This window comes from Paenibacillus foliorum (genome assembly GCF_013141765.1).
GTDB classification, from domain to species: Bacteria; Bacillota; Bacilli; order Paenibacillales; family NBRC-103111; genus Paenibacillus_S; species Paenibacillus_S foliorum.
This window is the reverse complement of sequence record NZ_WHOD01000009.1, coordinates 79,136-95,744: the sequence shown is the minus strand read 5'-3', so window position 1 is coordinate 95,744 and position 16,609 is coordinate 79,136. Positions and strand designations below refer to the sequence as shown.

The window sequence follows — 16,609 nt, the reverse complement described above, 5'->3', positions numbered from 1 at the left end:
AGGCAGGATAACCTTTTGGATAAGGAGGTATCTTAATGTCAGAGCAACTATTGCGCGAGGAGAAGGACAAGCATGGCTTTCAGGAAAAACTCGTTGATGAGTTGGAGAGGGAGCATGTACAACCACTTAATACCGAGCAGCTTAAACGAGTAACTGAAATGGTTAATGATTATAAAAGGCGTATCAAGACACATTTAATTGAGCAGCAGGAAAAGCGAAGCAAATGGCCTGACCGCCTAGCCGATAACATAGCTTGTTTCGGAGGAAGCTGGTCATTTATCGTTTATTTTTCTCTGTTATTGGCCCTCTGGATGAGTTGGAATTTGATTGTTATCCCACTGCGATTTGATGATCCGCCATTTATTTTACTTAATTTATTTTTGTCGACTTTATCTGCATTTCAAGCTCCTGTTATTCTGATGAGCCAGAACAGGCAGGCGGCGCGTGACAAACAGGAATCCGTATTGAGCTTCGCAATCAACTATCAGGCTGAGAAAGAAAACATCGATATCCAAAAACGATTAGATCGTATGGAACAGCTTTTAGACAAATTGGTAGGCAAGCTTGAACACGGGCATCAGAAGGATTGCACACAGAACGGTAGTCCTGATGAGTTGGGCGATACTTAACAAGTTCTATATATCTCGTGAGCACATAACTTCACCGTTAGGAGCTGCCGTCCGGAAAAGGAAAATGTTTCAAAATGGGGCTTGTACGTTTAATAAGACCATACAAACGGACAATGGGAGGCAGATTCGAAATGACAAATAAGGAATGTATTGCCATGCTGCTGGCTGGTGGAGAAGGCCGTAGATTATCCCCGTTTACTAAGAAACTGGCTAAGCCTGCTATACCCTTTGGCGGCCAATACCGTATTATAGATTTTCCTTTAAGCAATTGTGCTAATTCAGGCATTCAAACCGTTGGTGTATTGACCCAATATGAGTCAGAATCGCTGCACCGACATATTGGCAGTGGAGAGCCTTGGGGGCTTGATGGAGACAAGCAAGAAGGCGTATCCTTGTTATCCCCTCTGACTGTAGGTACGAATTGCTATACAGGCACAGCTGACGCCATATATAAAAATATTAACTATATCGATGAGCATAATCCGGAGCATGTATTAATTTTATCCGGTGATCATATTTATTCTATGGACTATCGTTCTATATTGGAGGCTCATAAGCAGCATGGAGCGGATGCGACATTATCCGTTATGGAGGTTCCTTGGGCAGACACTCACCGCTTCGGTATTATGAACACGGATGAAACTATGCGGATTACCGAATTTACGGAAAAGCCGACCCAAACCAAGAGTAATCTTGCTTCAATGGGTATTTATATTTTTCGTTGGTCCTATTTACGGGAACAGCTTATAGAGGACTCCCAAAACCCTCGCTCCAGCCATGACTTTGGTAAAGATCTAATCCCTCGGATGCTGCACCTTAATGGCAAGCTCTTTGCCTATCCATTCAAAGGATACTGGCGTGATGTAGGTACAGTCAAAAGCTTGTGGGAAGCCCATATGGATTTACTTGGAGGGCAAGCTAAGGAATTAAATCTGCAGCCGAAGGTATGGCCCATGTATAGTCGTTCTCAGTATGCTGAGGGACTGTATTCCGAATTTCCACAAAAGAATATTGTACAATCCTTGGCACACCGTAGCTGCGAAATACAGGGGACCTTATCCCGCACGGTACTGTTTGCCGGAGTGAGGGTAGGTGCAGAAAGCCAGATTCATGACAGTGTGTTGATGCCGAATGTATCAGTCGGTCGTGATGTACGAATTTCTCATGCCATAATTGGAGAAGGAGCGATCCTTGAGGATGGCGTGGTCATCGAAGGTCACGAGGATGAAATAGCTGTTGTTGCTCCGAATGCTTTAGTGGTACGCCGTCCTTATATGAATTCCGCTGAGGCTGAGGACGCGAATTCACTGTATGCCCCCTATTATTCCCGAGAGCAATGGGCTATGCTGCACGGTTATAGCAACTAGTTACGCTAGGTTGTAAAAGGGGAGGTTCCGGATATGAGCGAATCGAAATTTGCCCAGGGGCTATCAAGACTCGTATTGGATGTTGCGGAATCTTTACTGCGTGGATAGGATACTATTGGCTTCATGTCATGTAAAAAGCCCTTATCGTGTGCAATCTCATGGATTGCGTACAATAAGGGCTTTCTTTTTGGTTGAGGATAAAAGTATTACTTAGCTGTGATACAATAAGCATATCGTTTTATAGCGGGTTGTGTAATATGTAGTTAAGGAGTAACTAACAGCATGGGATACTTTCTACTTTTTCTCGCCATTTTATCATGGAGCTTTGTAGGAATATTAGTTAAAACAGCGGGAGTTATGGTGGATAGCGCAACGATTACTTTTGCCCGGTTTTCGTTGGGCATTGTTTTTTTGGGCATTTTGCTTTTTTGGAGAGACAAGAAGCTGCGGATTCGTCTGAACCACAAGTGGATTTGGATAGGAGCGCTAGGTAAATCGTGTAATTATTACTTTGAGAACCTCGCTTTGTCGAGCGGTTATTCGTATGGGAATATTTTAATTGGTCCGATTCAAACGGTTATTTTGCTGCTGCTTTCCGCCTTTTATTTTAAGGAGCATGTCTCCAAAAGGGGATGGGCCGCCGCCGCTGTTTGTATAATGGGAGTGCTGTTTATTAGCTGGAATGGTCAACCGATTGGCCAAATAGTGTCAGGCAGCGGTTTGACTACTTTCCTATTTGTACTTGCTGCTGTGGGGACATCCTTCCACGTCCTAAGCCAAAAGGTATTGATCCAATCGATGGATTCTGAAAATATGAATTTCTCGGTCTTTTTTTGGTGCTCCCTGCTCATGGCCTTACCACTGCCTTTCCAAGCTCATGCAACCGGATCGTTCAACCTGTGGAGTGCTGGAGCGTTAGTTTTATTGGGGTTGATTACCGGTCTCAGTTTCAACTGGTATGCTAAGGCCATGAGAAAAGTGAGTTTTTCCGTACTCATTCTGTTCGGGAACAGCAGTGTGTTGTTTTCGATTCTTTGGTCGTATCTGTTCTTCCATGAACCCATCACGTTATATATCATCGGCGGCGCAGCATTGTTCATCGCTGGATTAATGCTCTTAAACTGGCCGTTAAAGCATGCGAAGCTGCGAAAATCGACTCAGGCTTAATCTGGATTAGGAGAGATTGTGATGGCTGACCAAGAAGTTCGTTTGCAGGGACTGCCTCCTGTTGTGAACAAAGCTTGTACAACACTTGTGCTAGGATCAATGCCGGGGGCATTATCTTTGAGCAAGCAGGAATACTATGGGCATCCGCGTAATCATTTCTGGCCGCTGCTATACAAGCTTTATGGAGACGGAGCCTCGCCAAGCGAGGATTATGGGGATCGATTAGCATTTGTATTGAAGCACAAGATCGCACTGTGGGATGTGTTGGGGACATGCTTGAGGGAAGGCAGTCTGGATGCAGACATTCGCGATCCTGAGGAAAATGATTTTGCTGCATTTTTTCACGCTTATCCGGCCGTGGAGAGGGTGTTTTTCAACGGTCAGGCAGCAGAACAGCTGTATCGCAAGCGTGTTTTACTCCGTCTTCAGGAAAAAGGACTGGGTAAGGAACTGAGCTATCGTACATTTCCCTCTTCGAGTCCAGCGAGAACGATGACGTTGGATGCCAAGCTGGCTTTTTGGCGTGAGCTTGACGATAATTAGAATTGATTTGAACAATCACTATGTGAACCATCCCGAACTACTTGATCAGGAGTAGGAAGGGGTTGTTCATTTGGTTGTTTTCATGCAGTAAAGGAAGCTTCAAATATGCCAAAAAAGAAGCCTTCTCAAAAGTCCCTTAAGGACTTTATTGTTGAAATCAGTAAGATACAGGCAGCTGTAGCTATGATAATTATGGCAAGGCGTGTATACAATCGCTTATTTATTCAACACCACCTGCAAAACGATAGCCGTAGCCATAACCGTTTACGATATTTCTGGTTTTTTTAGCAGTTGCGGCTATCATTTCTGCATTGAAATCAAGGGCAAAATGCTCTGCAAATAAAAAAAGGCCCGGCACTATCTAGGCCAGACCGCTTGTGGATATTTTATTTACCTGTAGCTATTCTTCTTTGGTAATGGCACCGTTCAAGTTTTTAGTGTTTTTTGTGCCTTCTACGGTATCGTTGACGAACTCCATATCCTGATTTTCGGCTTCCATGGATGCAGTTCCTTCATAATTGCCTTGGTGTTTTTTGTTCTCGGACATACGTTCCAGCTCCTTTGTTCCCATGGGGGATTATTTTTTAAATGGTGAATGTGTGATTGGAAATGCTTGCTTTGTATAAAACAGCAGCATGGATCCTTTGATTAAGCTTGCCAAACGGAAGCGGAAATATTCCTTTATTTTGGAATTATTGGGAGACGGGATGGTATACTAATTGAAAAATGTCGGGCAAAAGCCTGAAGCAGGGAGATGTAAAGACATGGCGAGACAAGTTATCAGCGTACCTTTTGGGTATGTGCCAGACGATGAACGAGAGGGCCCGCGCGGCACTCTGTGGGTGTACGATAGCTTTCAAGCTTATAATATGCAGCAGTTGCTGCGGGTTGTAGGATTGGCGGAGCAAAAGTCGTTGGTGAAGGTGGTGTTTTACCCTTTGCACGAGGAGACATTGAGACGAATGGGGGAGAAGGGCGCTGAACCCTATTACCGGAGAGCAGACAAGCTGGAGGAGCTGCTGGATGAGATGTTGGAGCAGGCGGAGCCTTTAATAGAAACGCATATTGACCGCTGGGAAGGACGGCGCAAAAAATATACACCCATGGATACGGCATTCCGTTTCTTATCGGAGAAAGATAAAGGGCCATATTTTGTTTACGTGACTTTGGAAATGGCCAATACGATGGCAGCTTTTGATTCTTTTGAAGAGTGGATCAAAAAGCTTCGGCTATTCATAGACATGAGGTTGTCTCCATCCGCGGTATTACATCCTAAACTGGAGGCATATGCCCACAGATGGGATGCCGTTGAGTAATGCGCCCACAAACTAATTGACAGCTGCGAATTATATAGGACCCGGCAAGATTTAGAGGAGGGACTATATGAAAAAAACCACATGGATTATAATTAGCTGCCTATGTGTAGGATTGGTTGCGTATGGTGTCATGGGCTTTAGTGACAGCTCGGCTTCGGCCGAAATATCGAAGGAAACCAAGGGCAACTTTGTTCGGATAGAGGATGGAGCAAAGAAGCTTGTCATAACAGCTGATGGAAAAGAAACTGTGTATACACTATCGGCAACCGCATGGGTATACCGAAATATGCATAAATCAACACTATCTGAGCTGCAGGCGGGGGATACGGTGGACCTTATTCTTAACAGTAAGGAGCAAGCGGCGTATATAAAAGCCTCAAGTCCGCAGACTGCAGCAGCTCAGTCGGAAGGCTCGGTGCCGCCAAATTCCCAAGCCGTAGCGTCAGCACTGCCAACCGCTGCAGCGACAGGAGTGGGCGGAGATTCAGCTTCAGTCAACCAGGCTGGAGAAGGAGTCGATGGGAAAATTGCAGGTCCGCAGCTGCCAACTCCATCTATTGAGTCCGGAGCAAATGGGACGGCTGTTACAGGATTAACGCAGCCTAAAGGACAGGAGGGTGCAGCGGCCCAATCCAAACAAACACCCCCAACCCAGCTTGGAGCAGGGCTTATCGAGAAACTCTCGATGGAATGGAAAAGCAAGGATCTTATGCTGCGCATAAAGCTGGACTCGTCCACACCAGGGAAAAGCACGGAGCTGTATGTGCAAACAAAGGAGAACGCAGTTATCCACTTGACGGGTGCTTCCGCAGATGCGTTTCTTCAAATGCTGTTAAAGGGACTCCCCATGGAGCGGCAAGCATTCGAGCAAGCTTTGAAACAAAGGATTTCGAGTGAATTCCATGTGAAGGAAGCGAAGCCGGAATGGAAGCTGGATGTTGTAGAGTGGCGACGAGCCGGTAATGTTACTTCTTCCTCAGACAAAGAGAATGGGTATGAGAAAGACGAGTATGAGGGCAGCAGTAAGGATAAGGATAAGGGGAAAGATACGGATAAAGAAAAGAACAAAGCTGTAGATAAAGATAAGCACAAAGAAAAAGATAAGGGTAAAGATAAAGATAAGGACAAGGATAAGGACTGAGGTAAAGAACAAAGGTAAAGAACAGAGGTAACAGAGATAAATAACAGAGATAACAGAGATAAATAACAGAGGAAAAGAACCGAGATAAAACGGTGCACAACCCAAACTAGCTTTTGTCAGGGAGAACGGTAGCGAATGGTTTACTGGAATTTCTGGAGCTAATTCGTCCCGCACCTCAACAGTAAGGAGATTAACTGGAAATGCTCCTTCAAATGTAGTCATTGATTGGGGAAATACCGTGAGAGGGAGAAATTTGCTAGAGGTTTTCCCGTTAGATGGAGGATTTAATAGAAAAAGGTTAGTAACAGAGTCGGGATGGGTACTTGATTAAATAAAGGGTACGATAAGCATTAATGGCCGTGGTGTGGAAGAATGAAAGAACAACCCGTTGAGGAGTAGGCAAGAGCTGGCTCCTCAACGGGTTGTTTGTGTTAGTCATCGTTCTTTTTTTTGTTTTTTCCTTTCGGGGATCTTTGATCAGAGTCCTGATTGAATTTAGGATCATCTTTCTTGATCTGAGATGATTCCGAATTGCCGCGGCCTTTGCCCTGCTGTTGTTGTGATTCAGGAGGAGGCAATTGCAGCTTCGGCTGATAATCAGGCGGAATAGGGAATGGAACAGCGGGCGTATCGCGAAGAGCCCGGCTCATAATCTCCCGGAAGAGCGATGCCGGAACCGCCCCACCGGAGGTGGTAAGGTAGTGATTACGGTCGGTCTGGTCATAGCCGAGCCAGATGGCAGCGGTCAGCTCCGGTGTGAAGCCGACGAACCAGGCGTCCTTGGAGCCGTTGCCGCCAATGTCGGCGAATTCCTTCGTGACGGGCAGCTGCGTCGTGCCCGTCTTGCCTGCCGCGGGCCGCCCCAGCGAGGCGGCCTGACCCGTACCTGACTTTACTGCCTCCTGCAGCAGTAAAGTCAGGTCGTAGGCGACGGCCGGCCGCGTCACGGCCGCCGGCTTCGCCTGGGCCTCGACCAAGGGAAGCCCGTCCTTGGTCGTGACCTTGACGATGGCGTGTGCCTGCTGCATCACGCCAAGGTTGGCGATGGCGCCATAGGCTTGCGCCATCTGCAGGGGCGACACGCCCTCGGACAAGCCGCCGAGGGCGATGCTCAAGCTGCGGTCGGCCGGCGTGAGCGGAATCCCCGCTCTGCGCACGAAATCGAGGCCTGTATCGAGGCCGATTTCGTTAAGCAGCCAGACGGCGGGGATGTTCCACGAGCGGAGGATGGCCTCCTGCAGCGTAACCTCTCCGCGGGTCCTACCATCCCAGTCTCTGGGCTGGTAGCCCGCGATATTAAGCTCCCCGTCATACAGCGGGGAGCTTGAGGTATAGCCGCGCTCGAGCGCGGGGCCATACACCGCGAGCGGCTTGAATGAGGACCCAGGCTGGCGTCGCAGCTGAGTCGCATGGTTGAAGCCGCGGTATACCTGCGGTCCGCGCGTGCCGACCATAGCGCGGATGCCCCCGGTACGGTGGTCCATTATCACCGCACCGCTCTGCATCAGCTGGTCGGGCTTGCTCTCCGGGAACAGACTGTCGTTCCCGTACACCTCCTGCATGGTTTGCTGTACCGTTGGGTCCAAGTCCGTGTAGATGCGCAAGCCCGAGGTGAGTACTTGTTCTTCAGTAAAACCGTACAGGGCCGCTGCCTCTTCGATAACGTAATCCACGTAGGAAGGATATTTGCCCTTGAGCGATTCTTGATTGTTCTGTTTAAGTGTGATTGGCATAGAAGAAGCCTGTTTATAAGCGGAATCGCTGATGAACTGCTGGTCCTTCATTAGCGATAGCACCAAATTGCGCCTCTCCAAAGCTTTCTCCTTGTTTTTTGCCGGCGAATAGGCTGTAGGCGCTTTGGGCAGCGCTGCAAGCAGTGCCGACTCTTCAAGCTTCAGCTGCTGCACTGGCTTAGCGAAATATTCCTGAGCGGCGCCCTCTACGCCCCATCTGCCCTCACCGAAATAAATGCTGTTTAAGTACAGCTCCAGAATTTCATCCTTACTGTACGTCAGATTGATTTTGAGAGCATAGCCTGCTTCCTTCAGCTTACGGCTGAGCGTTTTGTCTGACTGCAGAAACATATTTTTGGCCAGCTGCTGGGTCAGTGTACTGCCGCCTTGCTGCAGTGATCCTGATCGCAGATCTCGTATTAGCGCCCGACCTATTGACCAAAGGTCAATTCCTGCATGCTCATAAAAGCGTTGATCCTCCACAGCGATTATGGCATTGCGCAGCTCAAGCGGAATTTGCTCGAGTGGCACGGGAATAATTCGCGATGAGGACAATTGCGAAGCCGGCTTACCGCTGCGGTCCATGATAAGCGTCGGTTCAGGTAATGGATGCTCGAGCTTGCTAATATCCAGCCCGCGTACCCAAATTGCGCCTCCTCCAGCTAAAATCGCGCTGGCAAGGACCAGCGTACCACCAAGCCATAGCCATGTTCGCTTGCGATTTATTCTCCTGAACCAACTGGGCCGTTTGGAAGGCGTGCTCCCGCTATTGCCAGCTATGTTTTTCGTTATATTGTTCATCTGTTCTTTGTCATCTTTATTCTGACCTTCTCTATTTATGGTATCTCTATTGCGCATCTGTGGCACCCCCTGCACGATCCCCTTTTTCTCTAACTTAAATTTCGGGTATTCTAATTTATTCGTAGGCCAGAGCGTTTTTCAAGCTGCACATCTCAGAAAAAATAAATCTTTCCAGTCTAGAACAAGGAAATCATTGAACCCAAAACGAATAATACCGTAACGGAAAAAAGGAAACGGAGGAGGTGAAGCCGTTGAAGCTGGATCGATTGTTGGCTATTACTATGCTGCTGCTCAATCGCAAAAGAGTCAGTGCGGGAGAACTCGCAGAACGGTTTGAGATCTCTCTGCGAACGGTTTACCGCGACTTGGAGAGTTTGAATCAAGCAGGCATTCCGATCGTCTCCTTTGCTGGAGCTTCCGGAGGCTATGAGATTATGAATCAATACCGGCTCGAACGGCAATTCCTGTCGATGGAGGAGCTGCAGTCGATTATTGTAGCGCTGAGAGGCGTTCGCTCTACATTAGAGGAGCAGGATATAGGAAGCCTGATGGATAAGGTAGGAACACTGGTAGCCCGTTCTGAACATAGTGCGATGAATGATATGAGCCAACAGCTGCTAATCGACCTGAACCCTTGGCAAGGGGGGGAAGCCGATAAGGAGAAGCTGGCAGTACTACGAAGTGCAATAGGTCAGACGCGAATCATCCGATTCTCATATACGAGCTCACAGGGTGATCCTTCGGAAAGGTTTTGTGAACCGATGGGCGTCGTGCTGAAAGGCTACGTCTGGTATTTATATGGTTTTTGTAAGCTAAGGGAGGATTACCGGATCTTCCGGTTGTCGCGGATTGAGCAGTTAACGGTTACTCCGGATGTTTTTCAGAGGAAGCCGCAAACGCTGGAGCAATTGGATTACCGCTGGAACCGAAAGGGGGATCGGGCTAATGTCCGGTTAGTACTGTTAATCCAACCGAGGATGAAAGCGCGGGTTCAAGATTATTTCAATCCTGAACAGATCGTTACGCAACCGGATGGAATGCTGCGGGTTACTAGCGTTCAGCCGGAGGAGCCCTGGCTGTACGGCATGCTGCTCAGTTATGGGGCTGATCTGAGAATATTGGAGCCCGATTCGGTAAGGCAGGCTGTTCTGGTAGAGGCCCAAAAAATTGTACAGATGTACGAGCTAACCTTGACATAATGCTGTCAGGGTTACTAGTTTATGATGTAAATATGTAAGTGATCCAGAATTATTGAGGAGGCTATTCATGTTTACAACTGTACAATCCTTTGTGGCAAGCTGGTCCAACGAGTCCGCAGCTACACAACGTGTTATGGATGCTCTGACCGATGCAGCTTTAGGTCAAGAAATTGCGCCGAACCACCGAAGCTTAGGCCAACTAGCGTGGCATCTGGTGACAACAGTTCACGAAATGCTGTCACGCACCGGGCTTACCTTCGATCCCATAGCTGAAGGTGAGCTTGCCCCGGCTTCGGCGGCTGCTATTGCGGAGGCTTACCGTCGTGTTGGTCAGGCAATGCTTGACGCTATCCAATCGCAATGGACCGATGAGGACTTAAGCAAGATGAACAATTTATACGGTGAGGCATGGCCAAACGGTTTAAGCCTGCGGATTTTAATCCAGCATGAAATCCACCACCGCGGACAGATGACGGTACTACTGCGTCAAGCAGGCTTACGTGTGCCTGATATCTATGGACCAACCCGTGAGGATTGGATCGAGCGCGGTATGCAGCCTTTGGTGTAATAAGCGGGAACCTTACTGCCTGAGGGGCAATATGCATAAAGAAATAGAACAGATCAAGCACCCATAGTGGGACTTAATCTGTTCTATTTCTGGTTCAACCTCAAAATCAGTGCTTGACCCTCCTCCGATCATCAGCCTGCACAATCCTGCAAACATGCAGTTATTATCTACCGAAAACTGTTTGTGAGAGGAAAGACTGCAAAAGTACAGCAATTTAATCCAAAGAGGTCCGGTTTCAGCTAAGAATGAAAAAAGAGCTGCACATTTGCATGAATTCACCAAGACTGCCGATAATACCGCCAAAAGGCTGTATTATCGGCAGGATTTTGAGGGTAGGCAATAGCTTCGAATAATGTCTTGTACGCTGTTATTGCCGTTCGTAAGGTCTTATCAAGCACTGAGCTAGGCAAGAAGCCGAAATCGTATGATTTCGGCAAGCGCTGATTTCGGTTCTGAGCCCTAATTTTTTATAAAGAATCTAATTATTTATTGAAATTGAAGTATTGGTTCGCATTGTTAAACGAGATGTTCTGGATCATGCGGCCAAGCGTCTCCATGTCGTCTGGAGCTTCGCCATTTTCAACCCATTGTCCAATCATATCGCACAACAATCTTCTGAAGTATTCATGTCTTGTGTAAGACAGAAAGCTTCTGGAGTCTGTCAGCATGCCTACAAACCGGCTCAATAAGCCAAGGTTAGCAAGTGCCTTCATTTGCTCAAGCATACCATCGATGGTATCCAAGAACCACCAAGCTGCGCCTAATTGGATTTTTCCAGGAATACCGCCGCCTTGGAAGCTGCCGATGATGGAACCTAGTACATAGTGATCCTTTGGATTCAAGGAGTACAGGATCGTTTTTGGAAGCTTATCTTCTGAATCCAATGCATCCAACAATTTAACAATCGGATAAGCTACTGAATTATCATTGATGGAATCAAATCCGGTATCAGGGCCGATTAGGTTAAACATACGAGTATTGTTATTCCGGTGAGCGTTGATATGGAACTGCATACCCCATCCAAGCTCAGCATACAGCTTGCCCATGAATACCAATGTGTAGGTTTTGTATTTCATTTCTTCTTCGAGGCTTACTCCACTGCCTTGAAGTGCTTTGGCGAAAATTGCCGCAGCTTCTTCCTTAGTTGTATCCGCATAAGCTACATAGTCCAAAGCGTGGTCAGAAACTTTACCGCCAACGGAGTGGAAGAAACGGATACGGGATTCAAGAGCCGCTAGAAGCTTATCGTAATCGCTGATAGCCGATCCGTATACTTCGCCCAGCTTTTCAATCCACGGCAGGTAAGTAGCGCGATTGATTTCAAGCCCTTTGTCAGGACGGAAGGATGGCAACACAGCAACATCGAAATCAGGCAATTCTTTGATTTTGATGTGGTATTCCAACGAATCCGTAGGATCATCGGTAGTGCAGATAACGCGTACGTCGGATTTTTTGATCAGGTCTCTTGCGCCAAAGCCTTCGCCGCTCAATTGTGCATTAACTTTTTCCCAGATTGCAGGAGCGTTTTTCTCATTAATGATATCGTATACGTTGAAAAACCGTTGAAGCTCAAGGTGTGACCAGTGATATAGCGCGTTACCGATTGTTTCCGGAACAGTTCTTGACCATTCCAAGAAACGATCATAGTCGCTTGCGCCGTCTCCGCCAGTAACGTACTTTTCTTCCGCACCGTTAGCGCGCATAGCTCTCCATTTGTAATGGTCGCCGTACAGCCAAGCTTCGGTAATATTTTTGAAGGTTTTATTCTCATAAATTTCTTGCGGGCTTAAATGACAATGGTAATCGATAATCGGCATTTGTTTAGCAAAATCATGATATAAACGGATAGCCGTTTCATTAGATAGCAGGAAGTTTTCATCCAAAAACTTTTTCATTATATGTGTACACCACCCATTAGAATTGTTGTTCCGTAGTTGGTATTATTTGCCCAGCAATTGGATGTGTTTGCCGATATGGGAAATTAATGATTGCTCATAAGCTTCCTCTTCTTCACTTAAAGTGCGGAAGAATTCATCTGCAAACAACGAGTTGCCTTGTGCATCCTTAGCTTGCAGCAAAATACCGTAAGTAATATGAATCAATTGACGAGCGTTATCTTCATCCATAAAAGCGCTCGACAGGTCAGCATCCTTCACTTGATCCAACAGAGCGATTTTGCTCAAGTCAGTCGTAACGTGGTAGTAAGCGGCTGCTTCATTAAAATGCTCCAAAGCGTATTGGTGCATTCTACGGTAAAGGTCAGGCTTCACTTTAGCAACGGTTCTTACAGCTTCCAGCCAGTTGGTTCCAGCAGTTTTAACGTGGAAACGGCCTTTAGTGTATTTACCAATGATAGGGAATACGCTGAACTTGTCGCTACCGGAGTGGATGCTGAGCTTGTATCCGAAGTCGTCGGCAAGACCGGCATGAATAACCATTTCTTTCTCGAACTGCGCGATGTCGCCGATATAGTCGATTCCTTTTTGGAATTCGCCGATAAATCTTGGTGCCATGCTGTATACCGTTACTCCACGGCTGTACAATTCTTTAGCAATCAAGAAATGAGCTTCAGGAGCAGTTGGTGATGGAGTTTCGTCGATCGATATTTCGAAGTCCACGTCGCGGCCCAGGTTTTTGATATAAGTAACAAAGATGTGCTCCATAAAGTCGACAGCTGCGCCATAGACCAGTACGATTTCGATCAAGTTCTCTTTGTTGAAAGTAATAGAGTTTCCAGCAACCTCGAACGTTTGGTTCAAATAACGGGACTCGTAGTGGTTGCGGGTTGCTTCAGGAAGCTGGTTGTACTTAGCTTCACGCTCAGCTGCTGTGATGTTTTCTACGCTGTTATCGATATTCTCGGAGCAGTCCAATGTGATCATAGTGAAGCCCAGGTCAAGTGACATTTTGATATCAGCTTCAACCTTCAAATGGTCGCCATCGGCGCCAAAGCCGTCTTTGTAGCCTTCTTGGAACACGGCAAAGACCGCACCGTTTAGAACATCGTTGTAATCGCGTTTGGTTAGTGTAATTTCACGGATACTTTGCTGCGCCAATATCGGGTGGATATTTTTCCCCGCTACGGTTTTGATGTGTCCTGAAGAAGCGATGCCTAGACGGTCACCAAGACCGATAGTTGCTACTTGCGTACCGAATGCGCGAGGTACTGTGTAATCGAAATATTTGTTCAATACTAAACGGTTAGCAGTAACAAGCGGACATACTTTAACACCGCTGTTGTTTTCACCTTGAAGTTCATCAAACAAAGAGCCTTCGCCAGTAGCGAGAATATATTTGGTGTTGTCGCTTTTAACCATTAGAAGTTTAACATTGCCAGACTGCTCGAATGAATGCGGATACACTTTTACATTGTCTACTGCAATGCCGGATACATCGCCCTTCTGCATGGCCTCGGCAATAGCTTGAAATTTACTCATTGAATAAAAGCCTCCCTCAACGTTGCAACAGTCATACTATCGAAGTTATGCCCATTGTCAACTACAATTTGAATACTTAAATCATAACGCAAAATCATATTAGTTTCTTCGCTTATTTTGTCCATTTTGCACATGTACATGCATATCTTGCTATGAAATCGCCTCCTTCTCTGCTACAATACATAATAAGAAAGAATGAGTATTCAATTGTATATTGAGAGTGCTTGTAGCACCATCATAGCATGGAGTGTTCACGTGTGCAATTGAGTTTTGAAGCCAATCAGGAAGGAAAGCTGGTGGATCATCATGAGCGAAACAGTCTCTTTAACCTATGGGTCGGAAGAAGGCGACTTTTATATGCAGCACATTAAACGGACGGAGCCGTTCGAGAGGACGAATCATTTTCACGGTACCTACGAAATCTATTATTTGTTGTCCGGGCAGAGGGCGTATTTTATTAAAGATCGATCTTACTTAATATCTCCGGGCGATCTTGTGTTTATAAACCGTCATGATGTGCACAAAACCTCAGATGTAGGACAGCCGGGTCATGAGCGGGTTGTTATTAATTTTAGCGATACTTTTATTAGTAAGGACCATCCGTTATACCATAACTCATTGTTCAGCGTTTTCCAGCAGCCGGCGCATGTACTCAGCCTAAAGCTTCAGGACCAGATTTTCGTCCAAACCATTATCGGTAAGCTGAACAAGGAACTGAAGGATGAAGCAACCGGATTTGAAACCTATATCAAGCTTCTATTAGTAGAGCTGCTGCTGTTCTCGAGCCGCTACGCTGAACGACATGATGCTGTTCCTTTCGAGCATGCGAGCCCTTTGCATAAAAAAATATCTGAGATCGTTCAGTATATCAACAGTGAATACCATCAACCTATGACGCTTTCAGGTATGTCCGAGAGGTTCTTTATGAGCCCTTATTATATGAGCCGCACCTTCAAGGAAATTACAGGCTTTACGTTTATCGAATATGTTAATATGACGCGGATTCGAGAGGCTCAGAAGCTTCTGCGGGAGACAGAACGCAAAATTATCGATATTGCCGATTCCGTAGGATTTGAAAATATAGCTCATTTTGGTCGCATGTTCAAAAAACTCAGCAAGCAGACCCCGCATGAATATAGAAAGCAGCAGCGATAGTGGATGGCAGCACGAAGGAATGCAAAACACTATTTTCAAGTATCGTCCTATCCACATAAAGAAACCCCGGGCAGTAAGCTTTATTGCTTACATCGGGGTTATTAGTTGTAGTCTGTCGATCTATTGAATCGGGTCGGGTACCATCCCGTTTTCCATAACTTGCGAATTGGTGGGCATGCTGGACATCTCTTTGCCCAGACGTTTCAGCTCCGCTGTATTGTTGGATGCCATTCGGCCATTTTGAGCGACCTCAATCGGGATACTGACCTGTTTAGGTTCATGACTGGATAAATACTGCCCGATTTCAGTTACTATCTTCGAAGCAATATCCGTTGCGGTGGAGGGGATATCCCCTTTATCTTTAAACGATGCCTCGTGCAGATGTACGGCAGTCATGCCGTTGTCAGCTGTCAGGGTAGGAATACTGTAGGTGTATTGCCCAGTGGTCATAGGATCGCGAAAGGTTAGCTCGTAATTGGAGCCGTTCTTAATGGTGGTCTGAGTAAATCCTAAAGCTGTCAATGTAGTATGAACATGAGAAAAGGGGCGAGTTATTGTTTGGGATTGCTGCTTCTTGCGTGTCATTGCCTTCACACTCCTTATAATTGTTGTGTGTGCATGCCAGAGGCATAGTCCTATGATTCTGGTATGTAATATTACCCTGAAGGGATTGGCTTGAAACTATTAACGTGGACGTGCCGAGAGTTTGATACTGCTTTACCTCAATTTTTGATCTGTTGGTCTGCGATTAATTTAGACAGTTTTTGTTGGAATCAGGTGCCGTGTTATACTAGAGGCAGTATATGGATAACTGGAGTGACGAAACTATGAGAATCAATAAATATATAAGTGAAACGGGTTTTTGTTCCCGCCGTGAGGTGGACAAGTTAGTAGAAGCGGGTCGTGTAACTATCAATGGTCGGCTAGCGGAGTTAGGGAGTCAAGTGGAAGAAGGGGATAAAGTACTTGTAGACGGGCGCCCGGTTAGCGCGAAGAAACCTTCTGTGTATATTGTCTTAAATAAACCTGTAGGAATCACGAGTACGACGGAGAGTCATGTGAAAGGGAATATCGTTGATTTTGTGGGACATTCGGAACGGATTTTTCCAATTGGCCGTTTGGATAAAGACTCCGAGGGGCTTATTTTATTGACTAATGACGGAGATATCGTTAATAAAATATTAAGGGCTGAGAATGATCACGAGAAGGAATATGTAGTCATGGTGGATCGGCCGATTACTCCTATGTTTCTTCAGGGAATGGCAGGAGGGGTTCGTATATTGGGGACAATGACGAACCCTTGCCAAATTGTTCAGCAGGGGGATAGGGTGTTTCGAATTATTCTCACGCAGGGATTGAATCGCCAAATTCGCAGGATGTGTGCTGCATTTGGCTATGAGGTACGGCAGTTGAAGCGGGTGCGTATTATGAACATACGACTTGGAGGGCTTGCGACTGGCAAATGGCGTGATCTAACGAAGCAGGAGATGGATGAATTATCGCAACGAATCCAACACAACCGGAGATGAGGGGCTGCTTTTGCAGCCTCAGTC

General features: G+C 46.4%; 17 protein-coding genes. 10 read left to right on the top strand and 7 right to left on the bottom strand.

All coding sequences use genetic code 11. From position 1 onward, the window contains the following. Nucleotides 1–35: 35 nt before the first annotated feature. From GC093_RS02355 to GC093_RS02340, 4 genes are all read left to right on the top strand, one after another. A complete protein-coding gene (locus GC093_RS02355; RefSeq protein ID WP_171650242.1) occupies nt 36–629 on the top strand; it encodes a DUF1003 domain-containing protein in 594 nt (197 codons plus the stop codon). 131 nt (nt 630–760) lie between these two features. Beyond that, nucleotides 761–1,996: a glucose-1-phosphate adenylyltransferase gene (locus GC093_RS02350; RefSeq protein ID WP_171650241.1), complete on the top strand. Its 1,236-nt coding sequence runs from the start codon at nt 761–763 to the stop codon at nt 1,994–1,996. Nucleotides 1,997–2,278: 282 nt separating this feature from the next. Next, complete coding sequence (locus tag GC093_RS02345; protein ID WP_171650240.1) at nt 2,279–3,163, top strand: DMT family transporter; 885 nt, start codon at nt 2,279–2,281, stop codon at nt 3,161–3,163. A gap of 21 nt (nt 3,164–3,184) precedes the next feature. Beyond that, a complete protein-coding gene (locus GC093_RS02340; RefSeq protein ID WP_171650239.1) occupies nt 3,185–3,706 on the top strand; it encodes a DNA-deoxyinosine glycosylase in 522 nt (173 codons plus the stop codon). A 220-nt stretch (nt 3,707–3,926) separates the two neighbouring features. Here GC093_RS02340 and GC093_RS02335 read toward each other — a convergent pair whose 3' ends face one another. Continuing rightward, nucleotides 3,927–4,064, bottom strand: a complete 138-nt coding sequence (locus GC093_RS02335) for a hypothetical protein (RefSeq protein WP_171650238.1) — start codon at nt 4,062–4,064, stop codon at nt 3,927–3,929. A 42-nt stretch (nt 4,065–4,106) separates the two neighbouring features. Next, nucleotides 4,107–4,253 (bottom strand): hypothetical protein, encoded by a 147-nt coding sequence (locus tag GC093_RS02330; RefSeq protein WP_171650237.1) that lies wholly within the window; start codon nt 4,251–4,253, stop codon nt 4,107–4,109. A gap of 217 nt (nt 4,254–4,470) precedes the next feature. Here GC093_RS02330 and GC093_RS02325 point away from each other — a divergent pair, with 217 nt between their 5' ends. Together GC093_RS02325 and GC093_RS35430 are read left to right on the top strand one after the other, a co-directional pair. Beyond that, nucleotides 4,471–5,022, top strand: a complete 552-nt coding sequence (locus tag GC093_RS02325; RefSeq protein WP_171650236.1) for a hypothetical protein — start codon at nt 4,471–4,473, stop codon at nt 5,020–5,022. 67 nt (nt 5,023–5,089) lie between these two features. Then, on the top strand, nt 5,090–6,163 hold the full coding sequence (locus GC093_RS35430; protein WP_216624463.1) for a hypothetical protein: 1,074 nt from the start codon (nt 5,090–5,092) through the stop codon (nt 6,161–6,163). 431 nt (nt 6,164–6,594) lie between these two features. Here GC093_RS35430 and GC093_RS02315 read toward each other — a convergent pair whose 3' ends face one another. Beyond that, nucleotides 6,595–8,754, bottom strand: a complete 2,160-nt coding sequence (locus GC093_RS02315; protein ID WP_216624462.1) for a transglycosylase domain-containing protein — start codon at nt 8,752–8,754, stop codon at nt 6,595–6,597. Between the two features lie 194 nt (nt 8,755–8,948). Between GC093_RS02315 and GC093_RS02310 the strand changes: the two genes are divergently transcribed. Together GC093_RS02310 and GC093_RS02305 are read left to right on the top strand one after the other, a co-directional pair. Beyond that, nucleotides 8,949–9,896 carry a helix-turn-helix transcriptional regulator gene (locus GC093_RS02310; protein WP_246313294.1) on the top strand — a complete coding sequence of 316 codons (948 nt, stop codon included), beginning with the start codon at nt 8,949–8,951 and terminating at the stop codon, nt 9,894–9,896. 67 nt (nt 9,897–9,963) lie between these two features. Next, complete coding sequence (locus tag GC093_RS02305) at nt 9,964–10,464, top strand: DinB family protein (RefSeq protein WP_171650235.1); 501 nt, start codon at nt 9,964–9,966, stop codon at nt 10,462–10,464. Between the two features lie 482 nt (nt 10,465–10,946). Here the strand turns inward: GC093_RS02305 and uxaC are convergent, their stop codons facing one another. From uxaC to GC093_RS02290, 3 genes are read right to left on the bottom strand one after another with little or no spacing between them, the layout of a single operon-like run. Then, nucleotides 10,947–12,359 carry a glucuronate isomerase gene (gene uxaC / locus GC093_RS02300; RefSeq protein WP_171650234.1) on the bottom strand — a complete coding sequence of 471 codons (1,413 nt, stop codon included), beginning with the start codon at nt 12,357–12,359 and terminating at the stop codon, nt 10,947–10,949. 45 nt (nt 12,360–12,404) lie between these two features. Next, nucleotides 12,405–13,901 carry a tagaturonate epimerase family protein gene (locus tag GC093_RS02295; protein WP_171650233.1) on the bottom strand — a complete coding sequence of 499 codons (1,497 nt, stop codon included), beginning with the start codon at nt 13,899–13,901 and terminating at the stop codon, nt 12,405–12,407. Then, complete coding sequence (locus tag GC093_RS02290) at nt 13,898–14,041, bottom strand: hypothetical protein (protein ID WP_171650232.1); 144 nt, start codon at nt 14,039–14,041, stop codon at nt 13,898–13,900. Before GC093_RS02290 ends, GC093_RS02295 begins: the two co-directional genes overlap by 4 nt. 166 nt (nt 14,042–14,207) lie before the next feature. On the opposite strand from GC093_RS02290, the gene GC093_RS02285 reads away from it, so the two are divergent. Further along, nucleotides 14,208–15,056: an AraC family transcriptional regulator gene (locus tag GC093_RS02285; protein WP_171650231.1), complete on the top strand. Its 849-nt coding sequence runs from the start codon at nt 14,208–14,210 to the stop codon at nt 15,054–15,056. Between the two features lie 120 nt (nt 15,057–15,176). Here the strand turns inward: GC093_RS02285 and GC093_RS02280 are convergent, their stop codons facing one another. Continuing rightward, nucleotides 15,177–15,641, bottom strand: a complete 465-nt coding sequence (locus tag GC093_RS02280; protein WP_171650230.1) for a hypothetical protein — start codon at nt 15,639–15,641, stop codon at nt 15,177–15,179. A 242-nt stretch (nt 15,642–15,883) separates the two neighbouring features. Here GC093_RS02280 and rluF point away from each other — a divergent pair, with 242 nt between their 5' ends. Continuing rightward, nucleotides 15,884–16,585 (top strand): 23S rRNA pseudouridine(2604) synthase RluF, encoded by a 702-nt coding sequence (rluF, locus tag GC093_RS02275; RefSeq protein ID WP_171650229.1) that lies wholly within the window; start codon nt 15,884–15,886, stop codon nt 16,583–16,585. Nucleotides 16,586–16,609 lie beyond the last annotated feature (24 nt).

What these genes read in the sequence shown, in the direction of transcription:
- GC093_RS02355 (WP_171650242.1), top strand. Translation starts at nt 36, where the DNA reads ATGTCAGAGCAACTATTGCGCGAGGAGAAGGACAAGCATGGCTTTCAG.
- GC093_RS02350 (WP_171650241.1), top strand. Translation starts at nt 761, where the DNA reads ATGACAAATAAGGAATGTATTGCCATGCTGCTGGCTGGTGGAGAAGGC.
- GC093_RS02345 (WP_171650240.1), top strand. Translation starts at nt 2,279, where the DNA reads ATGGGATACTTTCTACTTTTTCTCGCCATTTTATCATGGAGCTTTGTA.
- GC093_RS02340 (WP_171650239.1), top strand. Translation starts at nt 3,185, where the DNA reads ATGGCTGACCAAGAAGTTCGTTTGCAGGGACTGCCTCCTGTTGTGAAC.
- GC093_RS02330 (WP_171650237.1), bottom strand. Translation starts at nt 4,253, where the DNA reads ATGTCCGAGAACAAAAAACACCAAGGCAATTATGAAGGAACTGCATCC.
- GC093_RS02325 (WP_171650236.1), top strand. Translation starts at nt 4,471, where the DNA reads ATGGCGAGACAAGTTATCAGCGTACCTTTTGGGTATGTGCCAGACGAT.
- GC093_RS35430 (WP_216624463.1), top strand. Translation starts at nt 5,090, where the DNA reads ATGAAAAAAACCACATGGATTATAATTAGCTGCCTATGTGTAGGATTG.
- GC093_RS02315 (WP_216624462.1), bottom strand. Translation starts at nt 8,754, where the DNA reads ATGCGCAATAGAGATACCATAAATAGAGAAGGTCAGAATAAAGATGAC.
- GC093_RS02305 (WP_171650235.1), top strand. Translation starts at nt 9,964, where the DNA reads ATGTTTACAACTGTACAATCCTTTGTGGCAAGCTGGTCCAACGAGTCC.
- uxaC (WP_171650234.1), bottom strand. Translation starts at nt 12,359, where the DNA reads ATGAAAAAGTTTTTGGATGAAAACTTCCTGCTATCTAATGAAACGGCT.
- GC093_RS02295 (WP_171650233.1), bottom strand. Translation starts at nt 13,901, where the DNA reads ATGAGTAAATTTCAAGCTATTGCCGAGGCCATGCAGAAGGGCGATGTA.
- GC093_RS02290 (WP_171650232.1), bottom strand. Translation starts at nt 14,041, where the DNA reads ATGTACATGTGCAAAATGGACAAAATAAGCGAAGAAACTAATATGATT.
- GC093_RS02285 (WP_171650231.1), top strand. Translation starts at nt 14,208, where the DNA reads ATGAGCGAAACAGTCTCTTTAACCTATGGGTCGGAAGAAGGCGACTTT.
- GC093_RS02280 (WP_171650230.1), bottom strand. Translation starts at nt 15,641, where the DNA reads ATGACACGCAAGAAGCAGCAATCCCAAACAATAACTCGCCCCTTTTCT.
- rluF (WP_171650229.1), top strand. Translation starts at nt 15,884, where the DNA reads ATGAGAATCAATAAATATATAAGTGAAACGGGTTTTTGTTCCCGCCGT.